This window comes from Clostridium zeae (assembly GCF_017312485.1).
GTDB lineage: Bacteria > Bacillota > Clostridia > Clostridiales > Clostridiaceae > Clostridium_AR > Clostridium_AR zeae.
On sequence record NZ_BMBA01000003.1, the window covers coordinates 123343 to 149919 of the forward strand.

Annotated in this window: 29 protein-coding genes; 13 read left to right on the plus strand and 16 right to left on the minus strand. The window is 32.2% G+C overall.

The features are described 5' to 3' along the window. Position 1 precedes the first annotated feature (1 nt). The 12 genes from J3477_RS15355 to J3477_RS15410 all read right to left on the minus strand — a co-directional run bounded on the left by J3477_RS15355 (position 2) and on the right by J3477_RS15410 (position 10967). Positions 2–214 (minus strand): hypothetical protein, encoded by a 213-nt coding sequence (locus J3477_RS15355; protein WP_206870846.1) that lies wholly within the window; start codon positions 212–214, stop codon positions 2–4. Continuing rightward, positions 214–1779 (minus strand): hypothetical protein, encoded by a 1566-nt coding sequence (locus J3477_RS15360; protein ID WP_206870847.1) that lies wholly within the window; start codon positions 1777–1779, stop codon positions 214–216. The genes J3477_RS15355 and J3477_RS15360 overlap by 1 nt, the downstream gene beginning before the upstream one ends. A gap of 117 nt (positions 1780–1896) precedes the next feature. Beyond that, on the minus strand, positions 1897–3240 hold the full coding sequence (locus J3477_RS15365; protein WP_206870848.1) for a siphovirus ReqiPepy6 Gp37-like family protein: 1344 nt from the start codon (positions 3238–3240) through the stop codon (positions 1897–1899). 13 nt (positions 3241–3253) lie between these two features. Beyond that, positions 3254–3910 (minus strand): hypothetical protein, encoded by a 657-nt coding sequence (locus J3477_RS15370; protein ID WP_206870849.1) that lies wholly within the window; start codon positions 3908–3910, stop codon positions 3254–3256. 13 nt (positions 3911–3923) lie between these two features. Continuing rightward, positions 3924–4772 (minus strand): phage distal tail protein, encoded by an 849-nt coding sequence (locus J3477_RS15375; RefSeq protein WP_206870850.1) that lies wholly within the window; start codon positions 4770–4772, stop codon positions 3924–3926. Further along, positions 4765–7485, minus strand: coding sequence for a phage tail tape measure protein (locus J3477_RS15380; protein WP_206870851.1), 2721 nt, complete (start codon positions 7483–7485; stop codon positions 4765–4767). Before J3477_RS15380 ends, J3477_RS15375 begins: the two co-directional genes overlap by 8 nt. Before the next feature lie 30 nt (positions 7486–7515). Next, positions 7516–8115, minus strand: coding sequence for a bacteriophage Gp15 family protein (locus J3477_RS15385; RefSeq protein ID WP_206870852.1), 600 nt, complete (start codon positions 8113–8115; stop codon positions 7516–7518). After that, complete coding sequence (locus J3477_RS15390) at positions 8115–8456, minus strand: DUF6673 family protein (protein WP_206870853.1); 342 nt, start codon at positions 8454–8456, stop codon at positions 8115–8117. Before J3477_RS15390 ends, J3477_RS15385 begins: the two co-directional genes overlap by 1 nt. Positions 8457–8475: 19 nt before the next feature. Next, positions 8476–8961: a hypothetical protein gene (locus tag J3477_RS15395; RefSeq protein ID WP_206870854.1), complete on the minus strand. Its 486-nt coding sequence runs from the start codon at positions 8959–8961 to the stop codon at positions 8476–8478. 562 nt (positions 8962–9523) lie between these two features. After that, positions 9524–9895 carry a ribosomal maturation YjgA family protein gene (locus tag J3477_RS15400; RefSeq protein ID WP_206870855.1) on the minus strand — a complete coding sequence of 124 codons (372 nt, stop codon included), beginning with the start codon at positions 9893–9895 and terminating at the stop codon, positions 9524–9526. A gap of 228 nt (positions 9896–10123) precedes the next feature. After that, positions 10124–10558 carry a sigma-70 RNA polymerase sigma factor region 4 domain-containing protein gene (locus J3477_RS15405; RefSeq protein WP_206870856.1) on the minus strand — a complete coding sequence of 145 codons (435 nt, stop codon included), beginning with the start codon at positions 10556–10558 and terminating at the stop codon, positions 10124–10126. Between the two features lie 226 nt (positions 10559–10784). After that, entirely contained in the window at positions 10785–10967 is a 183-nt protein-coding gene (locus tag J3477_RS15410; RefSeq protein WP_206870857.1) for a sporulation protein Cse60, read from the minus strand. A gap of 224 nt (positions 10968–11191) precedes the next feature. Here J3477_RS15410 and J3477_RS15415 point away from each other — a divergent pair, with 224 nt between their 5' ends. From J3477_RS15415 to J3477_RS15470, 12 genes are all read left to right on the plus strand, one after another. Continuing rightward, a complete protein-coding gene (locus J3477_RS15415) occupies positions 11192–11632 on the plus strand; it encodes a helix-turn-helix domain-containing protein (RefSeq protein WP_206870858.1) in 441 nt (146 codons plus the stop codon). An 11-nt stretch (positions 11633–11643) separates the two neighbouring features. Beyond that, positions 11644–12096: an ImmA/IrrE family metallo-endopeptidase gene (locus J3477_RS15420; RefSeq protein ID WP_206870859.1), complete on the plus strand. Its 453-nt coding sequence runs from the start codon at positions 11644–11646 to the stop codon at positions 12094–12096. Between the two features lie 398 nt (positions 12097–12494). Beyond that, complete coding sequence (locus tag J3477_RS15425) at positions 12495–13493, plus strand: 2-hydroxyacyl-CoA dehydratase family protein (RefSeq protein WP_206871156.1); 999 nt, start codon at positions 12495–12497, stop codon at positions 13491–13493. Then, positions 13493–14254: an acyl-CoA dehydratase activase gene (locus J3477_RS15430; protein WP_206870860.1), complete on the plus strand. Its 762-nt coding sequence runs from the start codon at positions 13493–13495 to the stop codon at positions 14252–14254. Before J3477_RS15425 ends, J3477_RS15430 begins: the two co-directional genes overlap by 1 nt. Positions 14255–14269: 15 nt before the next feature. Next, the gene (gene queD / locus J3477_RS15435) at positions 14270–14701 is read left to right on the plus strand and encodes a 6-carboxytetrahydropterin synthase QueD (protein ID WP_206870861.1); all 432 of its coding nucleotides are present in this window, start codon (positions 14270–14272) and stop codon (positions 14699–14701) included. 1 nt (position 14702) lies between these two features. Continuing rightward, positions 14703–15368, plus strand: coding sequence for a putative 7-carboxy-7-deazaguanine synthase QueE (gene queE, locus J3477_RS15440; protein WP_206870862.1), 666 nt, complete (start codon positions 14703–14705; stop codon positions 15366–15368). A gap of 3 nt (positions 15369–15371) precedes the next feature. Further along, positions 15372–15962 (plus strand): GTP cyclohydrolase I FolE, encoded by a 591-nt coding sequence (gene folE / locus J3477_RS15445; protein WP_206870863.1) that lies wholly within the window; start codon positions 15372–15374, stop codon positions 15960–15962. Between the two features lie 29 nt (positions 15963–15991). After that, complete coding sequence (gene queC, locus J3477_RS15450) at positions 15992–16648, plus strand: 7-cyano-7-deazaguanine synthase QueC (RefSeq protein WP_206870864.1); 657 nt, start codon at positions 15992–15994, stop codon at positions 16646–16648. A 624-nt stretch (positions 16649–17272) separates the two neighbouring features. Continuing rightward, positions 17273–17749, plus strand: a complete 477-nt coding sequence (locus J3477_RS15455) for a helix-turn-helix domain-containing protein (RefSeq protein WP_206870865.1) — start codon at positions 17273–17275, stop codon at positions 17747–17749. Positions 17750–17751: 2 nt separating this feature from the next. After that, positions 17752–18594: an alpha/beta fold hydrolase gene (locus J3477_RS15460; protein WP_228731291.1), complete on the plus strand. Its 843-nt coding sequence runs from the start codon at positions 17752–17754 to the stop codon at positions 18592–18594. Between the two features lie 105 nt (positions 18595–18699). Then, positions 18700–19278: a TetR/AcrR family transcriptional regulator gene (locus J3477_RS15465; protein WP_206870866.1), complete on the plus strand. Its 579-nt coding sequence runs from the start codon at positions 18700–18702 to the stop codon at positions 19276–19278. A 172-nt stretch (positions 19279–19450) separates the two neighbouring features. Next, positions 19451–20629 (plus strand): acetyl-CoA C-acetyltransferase, encoded by a 1179-nt coding sequence (locus J3477_RS15470; RefSeq protein WP_206870867.1) that lies wholly within the window; start codon positions 19451–19453, stop codon positions 20627–20629. A gap of 87 nt (positions 20630–20716) precedes the next feature. Here the strand turns inward: J3477_RS15470 and J3477_RS15475 are convergent, their stop codons facing one another. Then, a complete protein-coding gene (locus J3477_RS15475) occupies positions 20717–21052 on the minus strand; it encodes a winged helix-turn-helix transcriptional regulator (RefSeq protein ID WP_206870868.1) in 336 nt (111 codons plus the stop codon). 145 nt (positions 21053–21197) lie between these two features. Between J3477_RS15475 and namA the strand changes: the two genes are divergently transcribed. Beyond that, a complete protein-coding gene (namA, locus tag J3477_RS15480) occupies positions 21198–22211 on the plus strand; it encodes an NADPH dehydrogenase NamA (protein WP_206870869.1) in 1014 nt (337 codons plus the stop codon). A 282-nt stretch (positions 22212–22493) separates the two neighbouring features. Here the strand turns inward: namA and J3477_RS15485 are convergent, their stop codons facing one another. Genes J3477_RS15485 through J3477_RS15495 form a run of 3 tightly spaced genes read right to left on the minus strand, consistent with a single transcriptional unit; the run spans position 22494 to position 26400 of the window. Beyond that, complete coding sequence (locus tag J3477_RS15485; protein WP_206870870.1) at positions 22494–23603, minus strand: GerAB/ArcD/ProY family transporter; 1110 nt, start codon at positions 23601–23603, stop codon at positions 22494–22496. A 16-nt stretch (positions 23604–23619) separates the two neighbouring features. Continuing rightward, positions 23620–24807 carry a Ger(x)C family spore germination protein gene (locus tag J3477_RS15490; protein WP_206870871.1) on the minus strand — a complete coding sequence of 396 codons (1188 nt, stop codon included), beginning with the start codon at positions 24805–24807 and terminating at the stop codon, positions 23620–23622. Between the two features lie 12 nt (positions 24808–24819). Next, complete coding sequence (locus tag J3477_RS15495; RefSeq protein WP_206870872.1) at positions 24820–26400, minus strand: spore germination protein; 1581 nt, start codon at positions 26398–26400, stop codon at positions 24820–24822. Between the last annotated feature and the right edge of the window lie 177 nt (positions 26401–26577).

The following is a 26577-nucleotide window of genomic DNA, read 5'->3' on the forward strand; positions in this document are numbered from 1 at the left end:
TTTATATTAATTGAATCCATACTTGCCCAAGTACTGGACCAGTAGGTGCTGTTGAACTCACTGTCTGAATTAATGAGTTCTTTGTAAAGCCTACATCGTTTGTAAATTGTGAAAGTTTTGTAGGCATATCCGTGATTTCGGCTTTAGTGTGAGTATGTCCATCTACATCTACACTTTTGCCATTTATGTCTTGCAGAGTGTTTAGATATTTCATTATCCAACCACCACCACTCTATATTGACCACTAGTTGGTGCAGTAGCAAATAGAAGCTTAATTGAATTATTATCAACTATTTGAACGTCTGTAATTACTACATTATACGGAGTGGCACTTTCTCTTATAGTTACAGATACATCCATAGTTCCTAAGCTATGAGTTACAGTTATTGCTGTTGATGTTCCATCTCCTACATTCGCAGCATATTTTTTAGTTCTGCTGTTCCATGAAGCTTTCTCTGTATCTGTGACAAATCTATTACTTGCATCCTGAGTTATTATTGAAGGCGGATGATTCGCAGGATGTGTATAGCTATAGGTGTTGTTTATAGTTATAATCTTCCCGCTAGTAGTAATATCTATATTGGTACCTTCTTTAAGCTGCAAGGTATCTGTTGTGGTTGTAGCTGTTGATGTCCCTACAGCTGTACCTGTAGAAGTTACTACCTGAATACTTTGTACTGCATTTTGGTTAGGTTGAGCTCCTGCTGTTATTCCATTAAGTTTAGTTAATAATGCTGTTGTAAAATCTTCTGTACTTAGCTGCTTTCCAGTGACCTTATCAACCTTAGTTGCTAGAGTATTAGTAATTGTAGTTGCAAAACTTGGGTCATCGCCCATGGCATCTGCTAATTCCTTTATAGTATCTAATGCTCCCGGGGCTCCATTAATCAAGTTATTAACTGCAGTTGAAATTGCAGTATCTACTTGAGGCTTTGTGTATGAATTGTCTAATTTACTTTTATCAACGGATGCCATTAAACCAGGGGTAGTTCCTGTAACTAATGGTATGGGATCTGCTCCTCCTGTAAGATGCTCATTTCCATGCACTGGATATGGCACTACATTTATAAGCTGAACATACTCTGCCAAAACCACATCCCCTGCACTAACTCCTGTCTTTAAAGTAAAGCTTGTTGTAGAGGTCTCAGAAAAAGCATCTGAGCTTAATTTAGTACCATAAAGATAAATAGACAAAGCTCCTAAGCCTTGTCTATAACTTCCTTTTGTTAAATTAAATGCCGTTTGACCTTCTGTTGCCACAAACTTCTCCTGCTTTATTAAGTAATTTGCTGGATTATCATTAGCATTTAACACTCCATTTGCATCAACAGTAAGATTAGCTCCAATCTTTACTCCTCCAAGAATTGAGGTCGTCGCCATAGGTGGCGTATATTCCACAGGCTTTCCAGTAACATTTCCCCACGCAATCGTATCCTGCCCTCCTATTTGAAGCCAAGTATTAGCAGCTTGATCAAAGTATATCTTTTTAGTATCTGTAGCAATATATACAGCTAAACTGCCAGTAGCAGCTGGCCTTGAAGCTTCAACACCTTGAGTTATTTTCTTTGGTGCGAAACCTAAGGCATTTGAGATTGTTGTAGTACTGAGTACCATACTTATATCTATCCATGCAGAACCGTTATAACCGTAATACTTATTATCAGTAGAATTGTAGTAAACTTGTCCTGTAACTGGGGAGGTTGGTGCACTTGCTAGGTTTTGAATTCTAAAGTTTTGTAGCTCGTTCTGTGCTAAATCTAAATTGGTTAACTGTTTCAATTAGTTCTCTCCTTTCTATATAGGTGAGCACTTCATACTTTAATTCATATTTTCAACTTTTCTCACCAGAGACCATTGGAGTCATGAAAATATGTTTCAAATTGAAGTGACTCATCTTTAATTAATATACGCATAACCTGAAAAGGCTGCTGAAAAAGTAATTTTAATATTGTTATCATCTACGTACTTAACTTCACCTACCACTAAACTACCAGCGCTATCAACTATAGATACTGAAGGTCTTTTGCTTAAGTTATGATTAATATTCCATACTGCTGAAGGGGTCATTTGAGTAAAAATATAGGTTGAAACTCCGGCTTCACCTAACTTGTCATTTATTTCAGACTTAGTATAGTATCTATCATCATATTTAGTTTCTGACGCAGTTTCTACAATAGGAGAATCTAATGCTTTCTTTAGCTTATCAGTCAGAGTAGGAACACTGTTTCCAAAGGTTACTTCTAATCTACTTTCATTGCCTTCATATATTTCTTTAACCTCTGTTATCCTAGTATCCATAGTGATGCCCCACTCTTTATTTTGGCAGGTTACTATATCTCCTACTTCCCAATCTTCTTGATACTTAAAAGTATTATTCATTATCTCATTAGTAAAAGACATCACTGGTTGCAGTTCAAAAAGCTTTTGCCTTCCTTGCGTTGCTAAGTTTTCTACGTTATCTATATCTCTAGCATCTACAAAGGTTTCAACTCTATCAAAACCGCTGGCATTATCACCTACAGTTATTATTTTTCTTTCGCTGCCTTCACCTTTTCCACCTACAAAAGCAAAATTCTTGGAACCTACATTACTATCAGTGAATTCTTGCTTTGTAACATTATCGAAATCTACAGAAAATATCACAGGTGGATTTTGTTCTTGATTAGCAGTTAAATCTCTACCTTCTATAACAGAAAAAATAAGATGCTCATTTTCAAAATCCAGATTAATATCCCAACCTAAGCCACTTGCCTGTGCTATCCCTATAACATCCTCATCTAATTGTTTAAATCTACTTTGCCAGCTTACTGAAAATCCTCTTCCTAAATCTTTTTCTAAAACTAACCTATTAATATTTCTATTAACATCAGTAGAATTAATACAGTTTACTCCTACATAATGTTTAATTGCTGTTTCTCCAACTGCATTTATCTGATCATAGGCTTGCCCCTCTGGTGGTAATGTAATTCTTCTATTAATTATGCTTCCCAAGGTATAACCTTTAACAACTAAGTTTTCATTGTCTTCTTGAGAAAGTTCTCTGTACTCAATTATTCCTGCTTTTCTTCCAGTATCATAGAAGATAATATTCCCGATATTAAGCTTATCTGCATCTTGTGCTTTTACAGGTAGATGTAGTTCGAACTCTCCATATTTATAGTACTTTCTTGTAAACTGTAGAGAAGAAAAGTTGTCTATTTCTCCAAGGAGATTAAAATCTATATCCATTATTTTTATCATTAGCTTCTCACCTCTATATATCTACCCATATATCATTTGTAGCAACTGCTGTAGGCTGAGTAGTACTTACAAAAATCTTAGATCCAACCTTGTTATATTGATTGTTAAACCAATTATTCCATTGGTTTTGGATATTACTCCAATCTAAATTAAACTTATCCCACATCTCTTGATCTGGAACCTCTGCTGCAATTGAAACAAGTCCACAGACATTTTTATCAAGCCTTTCGTCTACTATCACTACAGTAGTAGCTTTTGCATTTACTTTTACTTGAGCAAGACTTAATTCATATACAGAACTATCTCTTTGCAATACAGGGGCTACTGGTGTACTTGCTAAACTTCCTTTTTTAACAACTGCTTTAATAGTTCTAGCTACAAAATCCAGCCTTAGTACTACTCTATCAATCCTATTTAATACGCTATCAGCTGCATCAATACTAAGGCTAAGACTTGTATCATTCTTATAATAGTATCCTTTTAAAACACTATAACCAGAATCTATATTCACCACCATTCCAGTTCCGGCATTAACTTTAAGACCTATACCACTGCCCGTATTGGCTAAACCGGAATTAAAAAAAGAGCTGAATAGCTCTGCGAACTCTTCTGCTCTATACTGCCTTGTGTCTCCTGTTGCACTATTAAAAAATCCATACGTTTGAGCCATAATTAATCACCTCCTAAACTCCTAAATATCTATTTTTATATCTTATGCTAACACTAGAAGGTTCCAAGCCCTCAGTGCTGTACTCAAAAAGGTTATCCCCCGCTTTCAGCTGAAGAAAAGTAGAATTTAAATCTATATAATTGAAAGCATTTTGCCTGCTTCCATCAAGTTCTATAATCTCAACCTTTTTATTTCCTATTTCAGTATTTATAACTAAAGTATCATCAGAACTTAATTGTTTTTTCACTCTGATAAATTCTCCTGTGGTATTATTCACTATCTTAGGATTTATTGCTGGGCCTCTAAAAGTTATCTCTACTGGAGTCTCAACATCTCCGTAATTTATTACTTTTTTACTTGTATCCCCTTTTGTTGAAAACATCGCATTAAAGCTGAAAGGAAAGCTTATACCACCAATCCAGCTTATTATTTCTTCTCCCGAATCTAACAGGTCCTTCCAAAATGGGTTAGGGCATATAAAATCCACTGTAAAAGTTAAATCTTCATATATATTTGTAAGCTTAGCTTTAAAACTTTCTATCTCGTATTCTATAGCTCGCTCTATACCATTATAATTAGCAATCATTACACCTGGCTTTTTTGGGTTGAAGAAGGAAATAAGTCTCTTTCTCTCTTCCTCTTTTTCAGAACCAACATAAACTACACTCATGGAAATAGGTCTGGTTTGAACTCTTTTATTGGTAACAAAACCACCATCAGCTTGAGTATTATTTGATATATTAAGTTCATAATCTGAGTGATCAATTCCTTCTATATCAATAAGCCTATAGTCAGTATCTTTTCCTATATCTAAGGAGTTGCCATCACATTGTAATTTAATAATAAAAAATACATTATCCAAAAGCTAGTTCCCTCCCAACTCTCTTAATCGCTCTAGCAGTTTCACTTGGAGTACTTACAGGATTATTAAAGGTAATATTTTGAGTTACTCCATTATCATTGTTATTAGTTACACCTTGACCTGCTTCACTGCTAACCTTATAGTCTGAAGAATTTATGGCATTAGCTGAATTTCTATAGGTTTCTAGACTTACTACAGCTCTCATTCTATTAGTAAGAGAATCTAAATTGCTTGATATATTTTTGTTTAAATCAGGCATTTGATAATCTATACCTACTCCAATACCTTTTACTATATTTATGCCGACAATATCTCTCATAACTCTTGATGGTGAATGTATACCTAGCGCACTTTTAAATCCATCTATAACTCCACTTGCAAAGCTTCCAACCTTACCTGCAATCCATCCAGCCATTCCACTGATACCATCCCATATACCTTTAACTATATTTTCACCTATGCTAAGCATCTTATCGGGTAATGATGCTATGATGTTCTCGATAGAATCCACCAAATCACTTGCGGCTTTTTCTCCTTGAGATATCATATTAGCACCCCATACAACTAAATTATTAATTGTACTGACTAACCAGTTCCAAATGCTTCCTGGAAGCTGAGCAAACCATGCTATGATTGAATTTACTGCACTGCTTATATTACTTGTGACACTGTTATATACATTTAATCCCCAGGCTGCTATATTATTAAAAGCACTCACTAGCCATGCCCATATAGAACCAGGTAATTGTGCAAACCAAGCTATTATATTGTTTACCCATATAGGAACATTATTTACTAGATAATTAACTGTATCTGCTCCCCATTGAACAATAGTACCTAAAACACAACCAAAAGCATAACCAATGTTATAAGGCAACTGACTAAACCATGTAATTATATTATTTATCCATACTGGAACATTAGTTACTAAATAATTCACTGTATCTATGCCCCATTGAACAATAATTCCTAAAACAGAGCCAATAGCAAAACCTATGTTATATGGCAATTGACCAAACCATGTGATTATATTATTTATCCACAACGGAATCGTTGTAGTAAAGAAATTACTAACACTATCTCCCCAAGCTAGGATTGTTGTTAAGATACCATTCCACAAATCACTAAAAAACTGAGGAATCTGAGCAAAAAAATCTACTACTGCCTGAAATGAAGCTGGTATAGTCTCAGTAAAGAATGTACATATCGCTCCCCATACTGACATTGCAGTGTCATATATAGCTGTCCATGCGCTTATTATAAAATCTCTAAAGCCTTCATTAGTATTCCAGAGAACTATAAATCCTGCTACTAATGCTGCTATAACTGTAACAATAATTCCTAATGTGCCCATATTTGATATTGCTCCCAAAACCTTCATTGCATCAGAAACTGCTTTTATCTCAGCAGGAGCGCCTTTTATCACTTTTACAAAATCTTGAACGACTGAAACTGCTTTGAAACCATATATTCCAGCTTTTATCGCTACAAATCCGGCTGCAATCTCACTGCTATGATCTAATAACCAGCCTAGGCAATTTATCAATTCGGGTGCCCATTTTATTATAAGTTCTGAAAGTGATTTTACTAACTTAGAAAAGGCTTCTGCAATTTTATCCACTCCAGAAGATAATTTTCCATCAGACATACTTTTAGCTAATTGCCCTACTACATTATTTGCAGCATCAACAGCCTCTTTCATAGGACCTTGAAACTTTTGATAAGCTGCAACTCCTAGCGTTTCTAAGGAATTGTGTAATATCTTCACCTTACTATTTAAATTATCATTCATAACTGATCCCATTTTTTCTGCTGATCCATTTGCATTATTTATAGATTCAGTTAATTTATTAAAATCTCCATCGCTTGCATTTATTATTCCTAGAAATCCATCCATTCCATTTTTTCCTGCAATAGCAGCAGCATAACTTTCCTTTTGACTATCACTTAAGTTAGAGAATTTTCCTCTAAGCTCTTGTAATACTCCGCTTAAGGGCTTCATGGTTCCATCAGCATTCTTCAAGGAAATTCCTAAATCATTAAGAGCTTTTGTTGCTTCCTTTGGAGGATTGGATAAACTAGTTAATATGGAGGTTAAAGATTTACCTGCATCCTCTCCTTTTATCCCTGCATCAGCCATTAGTCCGATAGCTAATGCGGTATCTTCAATACTGTACTTTAGCGCCCCAGCTGTAGGACTAACAGCTTTAAAGGCTTCACTCATCAAATTTATACTTGCATTGCTTGCGTTGCTAGAACTAGCCAGTATGTCAGCAAAATGACTGCTATCCTTAACGTTAAGTCCAAAATCACTTAGGGAATCGGATACCATTTCTGCCGTATCCGCTAATCCTTCACCAGTTACAGTAGCTATATTCATAGCTCCATCGATACTATCAAACATATCTGAGGCATTCCATCCCTGTTTAGCTAAATCTGAAAAAGCTTCTGATACTTCATTTGCACTAAATTTAGTATTAGTCCCCATATCCTTAGCTTTATCTGATAGTTTAATGATTTCGTCACTAGCTGCTCCAGATAAAGCTTGTACCTTACTCATACTTTCTTCAAACTTTGAGCCAACATCTACGGAATACTTAGCTGCATTTTTCAAACTATCCTCTAACTTAGGTATAGCATCACTAAAAGCTTTTACAGCGGCCTCACTTATCTCCTTCAAATGTTTCTTAGCTTCTTCTAATTTATTTGCCATAATTTCACCTACCTTTCTATTAAATTTTTTCTATAACAGCTTGTCTAAGTCACCATCCCCAATAAGGATAGCCTCAATATTATTTATCTTTTCCTTTTCATCTTTATTGATGTTATTAGGAATTTTGTACATATCCTTCATTCTCTTATAATAGGCTTTCTGCTCTTTATCCTTCATCTTCGATAAATCCATAGCCCTATATCCCATTATTTTTACTAGTTCATTATCTTCCTTTAGTGCCTTGAACATAGCTTTAAACTTCCACCAATGCATATACTGAATATCTTGAAGATCTACTCCATATTGATCTAAAAATGCAGAATATATATAATCATCATCATATTCAAAACTATATATTTGAACTGCTTTTCCCTTACCTACACCTTTTTTACTCTCAGTACTTTTTCCACAGCTATAAAACCACAGAATTTTATTTATTGCCATGTCTATATCTTTAGGCACATTTGGGAAATATAAATTTAGAGCTTGAAGAATTTTCTCCTTATCCTCAAGCTCGCTCTCCTGCATCATAAGTTCAAAAAGCATAGAAGTACGAAAGTCTGAGTTGATTTCGTACTCTATGCTATTAACTTCAACACTAGTTGGTAATAAATCTATCAATATGTTCATTACTTAGCACGCCTTTGGGCCCTGCTTGGTGAATACTTGCTTGTAATCTTTTCTACTTCTTGTTTTTGCTCATTTACGCTTTCAACCAATTCTTCAAAAGCTTTGAGACAAATTATAAGATTAGCTTTTTCTCCAAAGACCTTCTTATCGGTACCTTCTCCAAATAAATAATTAAAGCATTCAAATACCAAAGAACATTGCTTTCTTATAGCTTCTGAAGTTTTTAACTCTTCGGTAGCTTTAGCTTCCTCCACAACCTTCTCAAGCATATTTTCATACTTTTCAGCTATATCAGCATCAAATATATCTAAATCTTGCAATTCAACATTATTGATAATCATTTATTATCCCTCCTAATTGTTATACTGCTTCAGCTGTGAACTTCTTTGTTGCTGTATCAAAAGTACCAGCAACTAAATCACCTATACCTAATAGATTTCCGCTTGCTGTCATTACTCCATCTTCACTTCCAAACTCAGCAACTTCAATAGCCACTCTAAACTTTCTAGCTTTAAATACATTTGCTGTAGAGCCAGCTGTTTTATCTAGATCAACTATTATATAATCAGTTTCTGCTTTTGAACCTGTAAGCTGCATTTCTCCTATATTACATATAAAATCAATTGCCTTTTGTTCTCTTATTTGATCTGTAGTGTATGGAGTGCTCCAATCATATCCCGCAATTGATTTTGTTGCACTCTTATCATTTACATATTTCTTTGAAGTTGTTTGAGCTGCTGGAGTTTCATTTAAATCAGTGAACCCTGCTCCCATTAATACATATTCTTCTGCACCTGAACCTACATTTAAATAATTTGCTTGTATATTTCTTTGTCTTACTGCCATTTTTATATTCCTCCTATTTAATCATCTTAAATTTTTTTGATTTCTAATTTTATTTTTTGTTTCTTGATCTACCTCAATAATAAAAGCCTACTTAATATTTCAGCTCAATTTATTACTGCTTAACTTTGTTTATTGAAATTATTAATCTAAAGCTTCAAAACTTATCAGCTTGACCACCTTGTATCAACATCCTTCAACCATGTTCCTATGTTACATAATCATCTTTCAGCACTTAGCATTTCTTTTTGGTTTAACATAAACATGTAATTCATATTAATCATCAGTTTGTCAACTTTAAGTTAATACTTATGTCATTTCTTTAAAAGCATAATTACAATCTCCCTTCATTTATTTTTAATTGCTTAATCATTATGTTGATTTTTTATCTACATAATAAAAAGCACCTAGTGATTAACTAAGTGCTTTGCTCTTAAACAATTTCTATGATGTAATACTAACACATGGAAACTAAGGTATGTAATAAGCTGTTTATAAGAATAATATTAGATTTTTATTAGATATATCCAAAACATTTATTTTCTCATATATTTCAACCTAATACTTATACATTTTTATCTATAAACCTCTCCCACATAATCAAAATTATACTTCCAGCTAAGTAACACAAAATATCCTTTATATCAAAAGATGTTCCTAGGACAACTGAAGCTATCCTATTACTTCTTAAATGTAGTAAATCTATAACTTTAAAATATTGCATTATCTCAACTGCTGATGCGAATAAAAATAGATACACTGGTAAAAATCTTATTTTCTTTTTAACTATTCCTCTAATGAAGGTATACATTAGAATAACTACAAGTATATCCCCTATATATGGCCTAATTATCGCATCGTGCACATAAAGTGCAATAAAGGTTTCTACCATAAATAAAATAATAAAACTTAGCATGTATCTTATATTTATCTTCATTACTACTACCTACTCTCAATAAATTACTATATAAATTATGCATAGCTTACTTTAAATATTATTATACCATAAATTTACATACACCCTAACTTAAGCGATTCCATATACTATGGTACACTTTAAATATGATAACATCAATTACTATAACTTACTTAAACAATAAAGGAGCATACATAAATTTGTATTAACCAAACTTATGTATGCTCCCTGATAATAGCCACTATTATATTAAATATTCATTAGTGGAATAAGCTTATTTATTATTTTCTTCTTTTTGTCGATTATATATATATCATTCATACAGATAATATCTGCAATTTGCTTATATTGCAGCTTTTTAAAATATCTAAGTTCTATAAGTTTATACTCATCTTCACTCAATATACTTAGTATATTATTTAATCTCTCAATTTCGATTTCTTTTTTTCTCTTTTGTGAAGTTAGATAATTTATCCTGTTTTCCTTATACTCTATTTCATTTTCCACAGAGGATGAAATCTTGTTAGTTGAGCTTGTCCTCTCACCGTATACCATTGCTCCAACTCCCCTATACTCATTTCTTACTTCCTCTATATCTAAATCAATATTTTTTATCTCAACTACAGTTTGCTTGTAGCTATAAAGCATTGCCTCTATCTTTTTAAACTTATCACTTGTTCCCATATCATCACCTCTTACTTATAAATTCTCAAAATTATAGATTATATGATTGATTAAACCTATGAATGTACCTCTTCATATTAAAATTTATATTTTTAAATCCTCTCTCCAGAAGCCGTGAGAGTTATAAAAATAGATTTCGGATCGGAGTGGTACATCTTTAGTAGTACTTACCCTTCCATTTATCTTAACTTACTTAAATATTAAATAAGTATCTTGAAGGAGCACCTTAAATATTACTTTCTTCATAAACTACCAAAGCTCCACTGCAACTCTTAATGCTGCCAGCTTCAATATAACTGCTTATAGAGTACTTGATGTCAATAATCTTAATACTCGGATTATCTACAATAAATTGATTAATCTCCTCTGATAAATTTCTTGTTCTCTTTAATTCTAAAACTTTAGTCATTAAATTATCCACCCTTTCTGTATTCTTTGAGAATATAATATCATGTTCTATCAGAATATACTAATTGGTTATTTCCTAAAAAAGCATGATTTTTGGAATTTATATCAAGTTTTTAGAACACATGTTCGATTTTTCTCTGTTTTTCTATTGACTTCATGTTCTCATAGGATATAATATATTCTATAAGCATATATTGTACTAATATGTATAAAGGAGTGATTACTGTGTTCGGCAAGAACATAAAGGCTATACGAGAAGCTAAAAAGATTGGGGTTAATGAATTATCTAGGTTAAGTGGGGTTAATGCAAGCTATATTAGTGCCCTAGAAAGAGATGAGAAAAAAAACCCTTCAGTTAATACCTTAGAGAAACTAGCTGCTGCACTTGAGGTAAGCATAGATGAAATTATGAAGCCTCACTCTACTCAAAGCGCTGAAGCATCTGACTCAGAAAATAAAAATTCAAATAGTAAAGAAGAAGCTTCATTATATGAAACTGGAGAATTTAAGACCGCTGAAGAAGCAATGAAATTTGTGCTAAAACAACCAGCTATTATGGGCTATGGCGGGTTTGATATTAAAAAACTATCAGATGAGGAAATGGTACAATTTGCAAATGAACTATTAAATCAATTGCAATTATTGGGGCTTAAATATAAGAAATAAAGGGTGATCATATGTATTCTTGGATCGATGATATAATTTCAGGAATTAGAGAAAATTATAATACTGATAATGTTTATGAGTTATATGACTATCTAGAAATAAAAATACATAAAATTGAAGCAGCTAATATTTTACTCAGTGGTAATGATAGCTTTTATTATCGTGATTTTAATGATAAGGAAATTGTATTTATTAGAAATGATATAAAAGATACTATGGAAGCTTTTATATTATTCCACGAGTTAGCCCATGCTCTACTCCATACTCAAATCTACCAAGCTGCCTTTAATAAAAACTTTATAAACCTTGGTAAATTTGAAAAACAAGCTAATTACTTTGCTTTTAAGATGCTTAATGTAAGTTTTGATAAGATTGAATTAGACTCAATGTCTATAGACCAAATAGCAAGCTGTATCGGTATTTCCCCTGAACTATCCTATTTAATAACTGATTATGAAAAATAATCAGTTTAATACTACTGCGCTTAGTTATACTTTTATCTTGACTTGTTGCATATCGTATATTATAGTAAAGTACGTAATTATATAATTTAATAAAGACAGTTCGTAACCATCCTGTCTATAAACAAAACTAGGACGTATACTACCCGTCTAGGTAGTGTTTTTGTTTATGGGCTTTTTGCGCCCTTTTTTAAACTAAAAAGTATGTCATAGGATTTTACGAAAAACTTAGCTTATATATGTTGCATTCTAGGATTTTTAAATTCTGAATCAATATGTATAAGTTAATAAAGTTTAGTAAAATCCTTTTTTTATTGTTTAGAAAGGCTATGTTCAACACAAAGCTTTAACAGCGCCTTTAGTAATATGGTTCGAGTTGTACAAGTTAAGGGGGATTTAAAATTAAAAAGATAGGTTTAACAACAACAGTTCCTGTGGAAGTTCTTATTGCTGCTGGATACACGCCAGTAGATTTAAATAACATTTTTGTAGTTTCTGATAACTATTTAAAATATATAGATATAGCTGAAAAAGATGGTTTTCCAAAAAGCCTATGCGCTTGGATTAAAGGTCTTTATGGCGCATGTATAGAAAATGATATCGAAGAAATAGTGGGAGTTATGGAAGGTGACTGCTCCAATACTAAAGCCTTGATTGAGGTTCTTCAGTTAAAAGGAATAAAGGTACACCCTTTTTCTTTTCCACACAGCCATACCTTAGAAGATGTTGAAAGAGAAATAAAGAAACTAATGGAGCACTTCCAGGTTGAAGAGGCTGAAGTTGAAGCTATTAGAAAAAGACTAAATGAAGTTAGAGCTCTTGGAAAAAAAGTAGACGAATTAACTTATATAGATAACAAAGCCAACGGCTTTGAAAATCATTTGTACCAAGTAAGTTTAAGTGATTTCAATTCAGATATTAATGTTTTTGAGAGTGATTTAAAGAAAGCGATAGATGAAATAAGAGCAAGAGAACCAATAAATAAAAAGCTTCGTTTAGGCTATATAGGGGTGCCGCCAATGACTGCTGATATATATGGTTTTGTTGAAAACTTCAATGCTCATTTTGTATATAATGAGGTTCAAAGAGAATTTGCTTTCCCTAGGGGAACAGAAGCAAAAAATATATATGAGCAATATTATGACTATACTTATCCTTATAACACTGACTTTAGAATCTTAGAACTGAAAAAGCAAATAGAAGAAAGGAAGCTAGATGGAATAATTCACTACACTCAAGCTTTCTGCTATAGAGCTGTTGAAGATATAATCATAAAAAATAAACTTGATATTCCTATATTAAATATTGAAGGTGATAAATTAAATACTTTAGATGCAAGAACCAAGCTTAGATTAGAGGCTTTTCTTGATATGCTATTGGATTTAAAGGAGGCTAACTAATGAGAATTCTAGGTATAGATCTTGGCAGCAGAGAGGTTAAGATCGTAGTAATGGAAGACAATACCTTAGTAATAAAGAAGAAAATCAGTACCATGAGATTTTATAGAGATTATTGCCACATGGACGGTAAAATAGTGGTTGATTTAGATAAACTAGAGGTTGGCCATTTTGATAAGGCTGTATCCACTGGTTACGGAAAGAATAACACAGATTTAAAACTATTTACTCAAATAAACGAAATAAAAGCTCATGCATACGGAGCAATATATCAGAGTTCTTTGAAGGATTTTATACTTTTAGATGTTGGCGGCCAAGATGTTAAGATTGTCAAAATAGAAAAAGGCTTAACTACTGATTTAGAGCTTAATGAAAAATGTGCTGCCTCCTGCGGAAGATACTTAGAAAACATGGCGAATGTTCTTGAAATTTCCTTTGAAGAAATGAGTAAGTATTCCGAAAATCCTGTAGATCTTAATTCCACTTGTGCAGTATTTTCAGAGTCAGAGCTTATAGGAAAAATTGCTGAAGGTGTTGCAGTAGAAAGATTATGTGCTGGAGTTAACTACTCTATGTATAAAAGATTGCGTCCTCTTTTGAGTAACTTTAGAGGTGATAAATTAGTTTTAACAGGCGGTGTTGCTAACAACTCTGCTATAAAAGGTTATCTAAAGAATGATTACGAAGAAATAATTTCTGTAGAAGAGCCTCAGTTTAATGGAGCTATTGGCTGTTGTTACTATGGAAGTAAGTTTTTGAAATAGATTAGGAGGAAGAACATGTATACTTTAAAAGCAGAACACAGCTTTGATAGTGCTCACTTTCTTTCAAGGTACGAAGGAAAATGTGCAAATATTCACGGTCATAGATGGAAGGTTGAAATTGAAGTTCAGACTGAAACTCTAGTGGCTGAAGGTCAACTTAAAGGAATGGTAATTGATTTTGGAGATTTAAAAAAAGATGTTAAAGCTATGGTTGATTATTACGACCATGCGTTGATTATAGAAAAAGGATCTATGAGAGAAGAAAGCTTATGTTGTCTAAAGGAAGACGGTTTTAAGATAATAGAGATGAATTTTAGAACAACAGCAGAAAACTTTGCAGCCTTCTTTTATAGAACAATGAAGGAAAAAGGCTACAACGTAAGAAGTTCTACAGTTTACGAAACACCTACAAATAGTGCTAGATATGAAGAAAGTGGGGTTAACTAATATGGATTTTAAAGTTGTTGAAAAGTTTGTAAGTATAAATGGAGAAGGCCGTAGATGTGGACAATTAGCTATTTTTATAAGATTTGCAGGCTGTAATTTAAATTGCAGTTATTGTGATACAACTTGGGCTAATGAAAAAAATGCTCCTTATGATCTTATGTCTTCAGAAGAAATATATAACTATATAAAATCCACAGAGGTTAATAATATAACTCTAACTGGTGGTGAACCACTTCTTCAAGAAGGAATAATTGAATTACTACAATTACTAGCTAAAGATAAGGAACTTCATGTTGAGATCGAAACCAATGGTAGTGTACTGCTTGATACTTTCTCAAAAATCGAAAATCCACCTAGTTTTACTATGGATTACAAGCTTCCATCAAGCAATATGGAAAAGAAAATGAACCTAGATAATTTTAAATTTTTAACTAAAAACGATACTGTTAAGTTTGTTTCTGGAAGTTCTGAAGATTTAGAAAAGGTTAAAGAAATAATTGATAGATATGATTTAGTTGAAAAAACAAGCGTATATATCAGTCCTGTATTTGGGCAGATTTCCTTAGATAGTATTGTAGAGTTTATGAAGAACAACAAAATGAATGATGTTAATCTTCAAGTTCAGCTTCACAAAATAATTTGGGAGCCATCAAAGAGAGGGGTATAACATATGGCAATTGATATAAAAGCAATTGAAGAACATATAAGAGGTATTTTAATCGCTCTAGGTGATAATCCTGAAAGAGAAGGCTTAAAGGATACACCAAAACGTGTGGCTAAAATGTATGAAGAAGTTTTTAATGGTATGAACTATACCAATGATGATATTGCATCTATGTTCAACGTTACTTTCGAAGATGATTTAGATATAAAGAACAACGATAATGACTTAGTATTTATGAAAGACATAGAAATCTTTAGTCACTGCGAGCACCACTTAGCTTTAATGTACAACATGAAAGTTGCAGTAGCTTATGTTCCTAACAAAAAAGTGATAGGTTTAAGTAAAATAGCGAGAATAGCTGATATGGTAGGAAGACGCCTACAACTTCAAGAAAGAATCGGAACTGATATAGCTGAAATTCTTCAAAAAATAACTGAATCAGAAGATGTAGCTGTAATAATTCAAGGTGAGCATGGCTGCATGACTACTAGAGGAATAGAAAAACCTGGAACAAAAACTATAACCACTACCCTACGAGGTAGATTTAATACTGATCCAATTTTAAATAATAAGCTTATGATGCTTTATACTAAGTAAAAATATGAATTTAAGAGGATGGTGCAATTATGAATAAGCAAAAAGCAGTAGTAGTATTCAGTGGTGGACAAGATAGTACAACTTGTTTATTTTGGGCAAAGAGAAAATTCAAAGAAGTTATCGCAGTTTCTTTTGATTACAATCAAAAGCACAAATTAGAATTAGAATGTGCAAAGGATATATGTAAAAAACATGGCATCGAACATCACATTTTAGATCTAAACCTATTAAATCAATTGGCTCCTAATTCATTAACTAGACAAGATATAACTGTTGATAAAAATGCACCTACAGAAGGACTTCCTAATTCCTTTGTGGATGGAAGAAACTTATTGTTCTTAACATTTGTAGCTGTATTCGCAAAACAAAGAGGAATAAACACTATTATAACTGGTGTTTCTCAAAGTGATTTCAGTGGATATCCTGACTGCAGAGATGTATTTATAAAGTCTCTAAATGTTACTTTAAACTTAGCAATGGATTATCAATTTGAGATCTTTACACCTTTGATGTGGATAAATAAAGCTGAGACTTGGAAAATGGCTTATGACTTAGGGGTTCTAGATATAGTAAAGAATGAAACCTTAACTTGCTATAACGGAGTTATAGGAAATGGCTGCGGAGAGTGCCCTGCTTGCAAACTTAGAAAAAATGGATATTTAGAGTTTAAAAATAACTTTTTATAAAAATCTCCCTTCACAGCAGTCCGGATACTAATAATGTACTATAGTGAAATTAAGTGGTTATTCATCCGATGCTTTAATGAGTATTCGCAAAGAATTAATATGATTTTGTCATATTACATGGCTAAAACTGTAAACTCTCTACGTTCGAACAGTACAGTTTATTAACGCCATTCCATCTAAAAAAATCATTTAATTCTAATAGCTCACTCATATAGCATCTCCTGCATAACCACTTAATTTTAATAATCTACTTGAACCTAACATTGTAGTAAGCGAAAATCAAATATACAACAATAGGCTTACACTATTATAGCTTTAGTGTGAGCCTATTATTTTGGCACATTCTATATACTTCAATAAAACTAAAACATCACTGTTCTAGCCTTCAATGAATCTCATTATTCTGCAACTTATATATAATACTTTTCAATATTATTTGTAGATGTTTACCATACAAAGTTTTAATATCTAGCTTCTACAAGTAATAATGTATAGAATTCAAAATCCACTCCATAAAGTTAAACAAATAGCAATAAAGTATAATAAAACACAATATTTTCATTGACTTCTATATTCAATCACTTTATAATTAAGGCATACTCAATAAGTAAAGGAATGATTATTATGGAAGAAAAACTTTATACCATTGATCAGGTTGCTGAAATACTTGGTATGCATCATAAAACAATAAGAAAGTTTATAACTGAAGGAAAACTTAGAGCTAGTAAGGTTGGTAAGCAATGGCGGATTTCTGGTCATGATCTAAGCTTGTTTATGGAAAATAGTGATATTCAAGTAGAGAAGAAAAAAGAAGAAGAAAGCCTTATAGAATTCTCTACAGATAAAATAAATAAGTCTGATAATCAAAACAAGATTAATGTATCTTCAGTTGTTGACATAAATCAATTGAATATTGATGAATATAATCGAATATCAAATTCTCTTTTAGCTATAATGAACAGCAAAGACCCTAATTTAGGGCTTTCAACTATAAAAATGCAGTATTCCGAAAAAGAAAACAGATTAAGAGTATTATTATGGGGAGATATCAAATTTACAGAAGAAATATTGAAATTCATAGAACTATTAATGGAGAGATGAAAATGAAAACGGCATTTAAATCAGCTATCATGAAAAAATCAGTTATTGAGCAGTATGATAAAATATTAAAAGCTTCTCATTTGACTTACGAAGAGCTTTATATCGATACTACCTATGGTAATACTTTTATAATAGCCTCAGGAAAAAACGACTCCCCTCCCCTTATATTACTTCACGGGGCCGGCATGAATTCAGCTATGTGGGTAGGTGGTATAGGAGAATACTCAAAGAATTATAGAGTGTATGCAATAGATATACCTGGAGATCCTGGCAAAAGCGATGAAAGACAGTTTTCTTTAAAAAGCTCAGCTTATGCAGATTGGCTTAATGAGGTCCTTAACGCCCTTTATATAAGTACTACAAGTATCATTGGAATTTCTTTAGGCGCTTGGTTATCAGTAAAGTTTTCAATAAGTTACCCAAACAGAGTTGATAAACTTATCTTAATATCGCCTTCAGGAATAGGTCCTCAAAAGACATCTTTTATATTCAAAGCGCTTATATACAGTCTTCAAGGTGAAAGAGGTATTGAAAAATTATATACTAAAGTAAGTGGAAATAAGCCAATTCCACCTATAATGCTTCAGTATCAAAAAGCAATTAGGAAAAGCTTTAATTTTCGTTATGAGCCAATACCTATATTTTCTGACGAAGAGCTGAGAAAACTAAAGATGCCAATTGCTCTATTCGTAGGAGATAAAGATATAATGCTACATTCAATTAAAACCGCTGACCGTTTAAAAAAACTTATTCCTTCAGCAAAAATAAATATTTTAAAAGATACTGGTCATGCTATAATCAATATCAAATCAGATATAATGAACTTTTTATCATTAAAGCACTAACCCATTTTGGTTAGTGCTTTAATTGTTAAAATTTTAACTTGACACAATAGACAGATTGGTCTATTATTTAATTGTAAGATATATTTCTAATTAGGAGACAAAACCATGGTTAAGGTTACAAAAGGTGAACAATCAAAAAATAACTTAATAGAATGCGCAGCCAATTTATTTATACAAAAGGGATATAATGCAACTGGCATAAATGATATCTTGCAATGTACAGGACTTCCTAAAGGCTCCTTCTATTTTCACTTTAAAAGCAAAAAGGATTTAGCTATTAGCGTTTCCGATTATTTTGAAAGAAAGATTATTGAAATGGCATTGGTTTCTGCTAAGGATAAAGAATGGGAAGCCTTCATAAAATCTTTATCTGATACAATGATAGCTGGTGCTGAAATCAATAAACATTTTGGATGTCCTTTTGCAGTACTTGGACTTGAAATAGCCTTTTCTGAACCTGATCTTGCAGAATACTATACTCGCTCAATGGATAGATTAAATGGTATATTTGCTGATGTCCTTAGATTTTCAAAGGTTAAAGAGGATAAAATACCCACCCTTGCTAACCGTGCGTTTGCAGCGTACGAAGGATATTTAGTCTATTATCGCTTAAGTAAGGATATAGACACATTAAGACGAATGGCTGATGATTTGATTTCAATTTATAAAGACTATAAAGGTTAAAGGATTATCCTTTGCACCTTAGATAAATCCACTAAAAATCCGACTCTAATCTCTCATTTATGTGAGAGATTACTTAATAAATTTTAATAGACAGACTGGTCTGTTATGAATACCACCATACCCTCTTATTCTAAATATTTAATAAAAAATAAAATTTTGGAGGTAATTTGTTATGAAAGATGTAGTAATAGTTAGTGCTGTAAGAACTGCTATAGGAGCATATGGAAAAACTCTTAAAGATGTTCCAGCTGTTGACTTAGGTGCAGTTGTAATAAAAGAAGCTGTTAAAAGAGCTGGAATAAAGCCTGAATCAATTAGTGAAGTTATATTTGGTAATGTTCTTCAAGCTGGTCTTGGCCAAAATCCAGCAAGACAAGCGGCTGTAAAAGCTGGTTTACCAGTAGAAATCCCAGCTTTAACTCTTAATAAAGTTTGTGGTTCTGGGCTAAGAAGCGTAAGCCTTGCAGCACAAATAATTAAGGCTGGTGACGCTGATGTTATCGTCGCTGGTGGTATGGAAAACATGTCTGCTGCTCCATTCCTACTTGAAAATGCAAGATGGGGTTACAGAATGGGACACAATAACTTAGTAGATGAAATGATCAGAGATGGGTTATGGGATGCCTTCAATGATTATCATATGGGAGTAACAGCTGAAAATGTGGCAGAACAATGGAAGGTAACTAGAGAAGAACAAGATGAGTTTTCACTTTCTTCTCAGAAAAAGGCTGAAGAAGCTATTAAGAGCGGTCAATTTAAGGAAGAAATAGTTCCAGTTGTTATAAAAACTAAAAAAGGTGAAATCGTATTTGATACAGATGAATTTCCTAGATTCGGTAACACTATTGAAGCACTAGCTAAACTAAAACCTATTTTTAAGGAAAATGGAACTGTAACTGCTGGTAATGCATCTGGGCTTAATGATGGAGCTGCAGCACTAGTTATAATGAGTGCTGATAAAGCTAAAGAATTAGGAATAAAACCTCTTGCTAAAATTGCATCTTATGGCTCTGCAGGACTTGATCCAGCAATAATGGGTTATGGTGCTTTCTATGCAACTAAAGCTGCTTTAGATAAAGTTAACTTAAAACCAGAAGACCTAGATTTAATTGAAGCCAATGAAGCTTATGCATCACAAAGTATTGCTATAGCTAAAGATTTAAATCTTGATATGAATAAAGTAAATGTCAACGGTGGTGCTATAGCTCTAGGCCATCCAATTGGAGCTTCAGGTGCAAGAATACTAGTTACCTTATTACATGCCATGAAAAACAGAGATGCAAAAAGAGGTCTAGCAACCTTATGTATAGGTGGTGGACAAGGAACAGCAATGATTGTAGAAAGAGACTAAAGCAATTTATATTAAGTCATTTGAATAGTAAATTGTGAAGGCAAGTAATCATTAATGACTACTTGCCCATTTTTTTATTTCACCAAACTACTCCATTATTGTAATTCCCCATCTTTTTAGTTCTATAAATACTTTTTCCAATTCTTTTCCCTTTTCAGTGAGTTTGTACTCTACCCTTGGAGGAATCTCAGGGTACACTATTCTATGAACTATCTTCGCTTTTTCTAATTCTCTTAATCTAACCGATAAAGTTTTTGGACTAATTCCCTCTAACGAGCGCAGTAAATCACCAAATCTTACTGTGCCATCTATTAATAAATCTCTTAATATCAAAAATGTCCATTTGCTGCCTATTATATCTATTGCTACTTCTATTGGACATATTTCTGAAGAACTTCCTCTCTCCAATTTTATCTCAGACATATTTTTTTCTCCTCTTATTCATTGATTTATCGCATTACTTACTTTTTTGAAATTATATGATATAAATATCACTACTTCCCTAAATATAGTTTATAAAATATACTTACATTAATCAATACATTTCATGTTAAAGGAGATAAAAATTATGAAAGCATTTAGTAATTATACTTTAAAAAGCACTACTTTAAAAAACAGAATAGTTATGCCACCTATGTGCATGTACTCAGCTGATGCCACTGGTAAAGCAAATGATTTCCACTATAATCATTATCTAACTAGAGCTATCGGTGGAGTTGGTCTTATAATTGTTGAGTCTACTGGTGTTACTGAAAACGGCAGAACAACTGATAATGATCTAGGAATTTGGGATGATTCACATATAGATGGTCTAAAGAGAATTGTTGACGGAGTAAAAAAATATGGCTCTAGCATTGCTATTCAACTAAATCATGGCGGAAGAAAATACACTGGAAATTACAGCGAAGCTGTTGCTCCAAGTGCTTTAAAATTTGATGACTCTAGCTTATTACCTAGAGAACTAACTAAGGATGAAATCAAAAAAATAGTTTTAGATTTTACTGAAGCTGCAAAAAGAGCTGATAAGGCTGGTTTTGATTCTATTGAGATACACGGAGCTCATGGTTATTTAATACATCAATTTTTATCGCCGCTCTCAAACCTAAGAACAGATGAATATGGTGGAAATATTAAGAATAGAACTAGATTCCTTAAAGAAATTCTTCAATCTGTTAAAGAGGTATGGCCTAAAGACAAACCAATCTTGCTTAGAGTATCTTCTTATGATTATAAAGAAGGTGGAATAACTTTAGACGACATGATTGAAATTATAAATGAAGTTAAAGATTATATAGATATGGTTCACGTAAGTACTGGTGGTTTAATTCCTGCTAAAATAGACGTATATCCTGGATATCAAATCAATTATTCCAATGAGATTAGAAGCAAATGTAATATCCCTACTATAGCTGTTGGATTAATAACAGATTTAAATATTGCTGAAGAAATTATATCAAATGGAAGAGCAGACTTAGTAGCAATAGGTAGGGAGCTTTTAAGGAGCCCTTACTTTGTATTAAAAGAAGCAAAAGACAGAAATCTAGACATCGAATACCCTACACAATATAAAGGTGCTTTCTAATAAAACTTGAACTTATTAGCTCTGTCAACATTCAATATTAGGCTTTATCAAATATTTAATTTTCTAACTTCAGAGGTTAAGTATTTATTTAAAAAACTCTCACCAGTTCTGATGAGATAGTTTATATTCTTCAAACCTCCTCACAGACCCCAGAGGGGGTTTGAAAATAGATTATAGATAATCTTTTTCTCATATTTAATTATATAAGCTTATATTCATGGAATAAAAACACTTAATATCTATTAAATTGTTCATTTGACAAATAGCAATCAAAATATTTTATCAATTACCTATATTAGGCTTCTTAGTTATTAATTTTTTTATAATAACAATAATCAATGTTATTATGGGAATTATTACTTCCATTGGCATATGAACATAATATAATACATCAACTAAACCAGTTCTAACATGCTGAGGATAATTTTCAGACATAAGTAAAGAAGTTACAAGTATACTTACCCCAAATATTAATATTAATAAGGTACTGTTTTTAAATTTGAGCATATCATAAGCCCCAAGAACTGCTGCATATAAAAAAATACTTATCTTAAAAAATCCTTCAATCATAAAGATAAGCAAAAATAATATATCCATCCTACTTAAAACCTCACTTATTTTTACTAGCCTATAAGCTTCAAATAGCGGGAAATTAGTAAGGGTTGCAAAATTAACACCTAATGTACAAATAAATAAAATACAATTAAATGACAATATTATTGCTTCTGTAATTATTGAAAATATTGCTACTTTCTTTAGTTTACTATTTTCTATAATCAATGGATATATCATTGTAAATACTACTGTTTCTCCGTATGGGAACAAAATAAGTTGCCATGATTCGCTTAAAACTTTTACAATTCCTTCATTCAAAATTGGCTTTAAATTATAAAATTCAAAGGTTTCATGTCGCCAAAAAATCAATAAAAATCCACATATTTTCGCAAGGATTAATACCAAAAAAAAGAGTTGAGCTAAGCTAGCCACATTATCTATGCCATTATATACTGAAAAAATTATAACCAATATAAATAAAGAACCAAAAACCACTCTTGGAGTACTCTTTAAAGAAAAAGCAGAAATCACTTCACTATAATCCCTAAATACACGTGATGCTATATATGTAAAATAGATAATATATAAAAATCCTAAAATCTTACCAATGAACTTACCATATAGCTTTTGTAGAATTACAACAAGAGTATCTTGAGGATATTTTTTATATATGCTTATATATATTGCTTGCAGTGCTATACCAGCAAGCGAATATACTAGCAAAGCTATCCATGCATCCTGCTTTGCCTCAGGTGCTAAAAAGAATAATGATGCACTTCCATATGGCACAAGTGTCATTAATACGAAGAATTGATATATAGATATTTTTTTCTTCATAATTTTACCTCTCTATTTAATTATTTATAGACTTCGACATTCCACCTGTTTGCCTAATTTGCGATGACACATTGACTTCAATACTTATCTTTGGAAATATTTCATTCCATTTATCTCTTATAACTTTCCACTCATTAGGTTTTTCTCTGTAAAGTATTCCCCCAAAATCGAATATATCTGCATGAAGAACTCTCTGTGCTACATCTATAGCAGAGTTTATTTCTTCCTCTATAGCAAAGTTTACATTTTTTGAAAGTGCAGTTATTATACGAGGATCCCTGTTAAAATCCATATTTTCAGTTGTAGCCTCGTATATTTCATCTATAATGGTCTGATTTTTTATATCGACCTTAATTTTTGCTGTTTTATCAATAATTGATGGGGTATATTTGCTAGCACTTCTTAATATATGAAATCCGATTTTGCTTCCATTAGCATTCCTTGCAACTATACCCCCAGCTTTCACCTTTCCTTTTATCCACTGCATCCCTCTTGTTTCTTTAGCATCCATATACCCAATAAGCTTATCTTTTTTGAATACCGCACTTCCTGACAGTATTAGAGTATTTTTCTCATCATCTTCACTTTTTCCAATGCCTATAACTCCACATGTCGAAATGCCACTTTCTCCTCTCATATTATTTATAAAGTCCCTATTAGTAGCCTTCGAAGTATAGCATAAATTTTCCTGTCTTCTAATCAATGCATCAATCTCAAACGCCGAAATAGGAATTTCATCGCTTTTAAATTTAATTAAATCTGAAGCTTCTCCCTTAGTTACTAGTATCGGGTCTGTAGACCTCATATCAGCAAATCGCAAAGATAAATCGATTACTGGCTCTATACCTTCTCTGGCAAACTTTTCTCCTACTATGATACATTTCTCATTAGAGAACTTAATTAGTTTACTTGCTTTTTTTGACAACTTATATAGTGCATCGGAAATTGTATCCCCAGAGCCAACATAAACCTCAGTCTTAGAAGTTTCATTAGCCCCCTCACTTTTTTTACCAGATTTAAGAATTTGCACGCTTGCTACAACCTCGTTGTTTTCATTTAAATCTACACCTAAAGCTACTACCAATCCTATGTCTTCAATTTCATTTTTATCTGAACATCCTGTTAAGCAAAAAACTGATACAAAGACAGACAACATTAACAATATTATATTAAACCCTTTAAAATGTTTTTTTATTTTATTCATAATAATTCCTTCTTACTTTGAACCTTTATGAACTGAACCTCTCTTAAGATTCATTTTTATATTTAATAATTTTTGATTCACGTTTAACTTATATATTGGCGCTCTAAATATTACGTCTTCTTCTAATTTCATATTAAAAGGACAAATAGGATACATATAAGGAACCCCAAAAGACCTTATTGAAACCAATCTCATACTGACTAGCAAAAACCCACAAGTTAATCCAGCCAATCCCAAACTTCCACTTAATACCATAAATATAAATCTTATATACACAATAGGAAGCTCTAGTTCTATAGATGAAATTGTAAATTTAGTAATTGCAGTTAAGGATACTATTCCCACCATTGGAGTACCTACAAGTCCTGCTTTTACCGCTGCATCACCTAATACCAAACCTCCTACTATACTGATTGAAGTTCCCATAGCTTTGGGCATTCTAACACCTGCTTCTCTTATTATTTCAAAGGTTGAAAGCATAAAAATACACTCCCAGAATACTGGAAAAGGCACACCTTCTCTAGCATTTATAATACTAATTGCAAGCTTAGTAGGTATAAGCTCTTGATGAAAGTTTGTCAATGCCACATAGATTGACGGAAGTGTTAAAGTAATTATTAAAGCACTAAACCTTACTATCCTATTTAGCAAAGCAGAAGTATACTTTAAATAATGATCTTCACCTGAATGTAAAAACTCTATAAATATAGCCGGTACAGATAGTGCTACAGGCGAGCCATCCACAATTAACACAACTTTCCCTTCCAAAATTTTAGAGGCTGCTATATCTGGTTTTTCAGTACGAAATACTATTGGTACTATGCTAAGTGGCGAATCTGATATATACTCTTCAACATAATTTGAGTCTAACACTGATTCAATATCTATATCTTTTACTCTTCTTCTTACTTCATTTACTATTTTTTCATTAGCCATATCGGAGAGATAGATTATTGCTACATTTGTATTTGTCTTTTTTCCTATTACAAATTTTTCGGTTTTTAAATTTGAGTTTTTTATCTTTTTCCTTAATAAACTAACATTTTGTGTAAGTGACTCAGTGAACCCTTCCCTTGGGCCTCTTAACACTACTTCCGAAGAAGGTTCATTTACATCTCTGCCAGGTGGACTACTTATATTTATTTCAAAGGATTTATCTATTCCATCAATAAAAACAACTGGATTTCCAGAAATAATTGCTTCAAATGACTTTTCCATATCATTCTTAATCTCTGTATCCTTTAGTCCTAAATTAAATTTTATCGCTTCTTCCGTAAAAGACTCATTTTTTACACCACACTCAGAAGTAAGCTTTGATATGAGCAAATCTTCTATAATATTTTTTTCTGATAACCCATCTAAGTATACAATTAGGACCTTTTTCTGAGGGTTAAAAGCAGTTATTTCTCTTAACACAACATCGAAGCAATTTGAAAAATATATCTCAACATTCTTTCTATTCTCTTCGATACTTTTAGATATAACAGTTAAAATCTTATTTTCTTTTTTACTCTCAGTGCTTTCTTCATTTATGGTATTGCAGTTATTATTTTCATCACTAAAAGAAAATACTTTTCTTATAAAGTCATTCATAATATTTACCTCTAATTTAAAATACATGCTTTACTTTATTGTTTCATAAAAAAAATAAAGTATGTACGCTTTTCTCCATATATTAAATATGACAAAGATTTATATAACTTTATAAATATAAAATTTATCCACAGCTATGGAAATATAATCCACTATAATGTAAATAAAAATAGAACC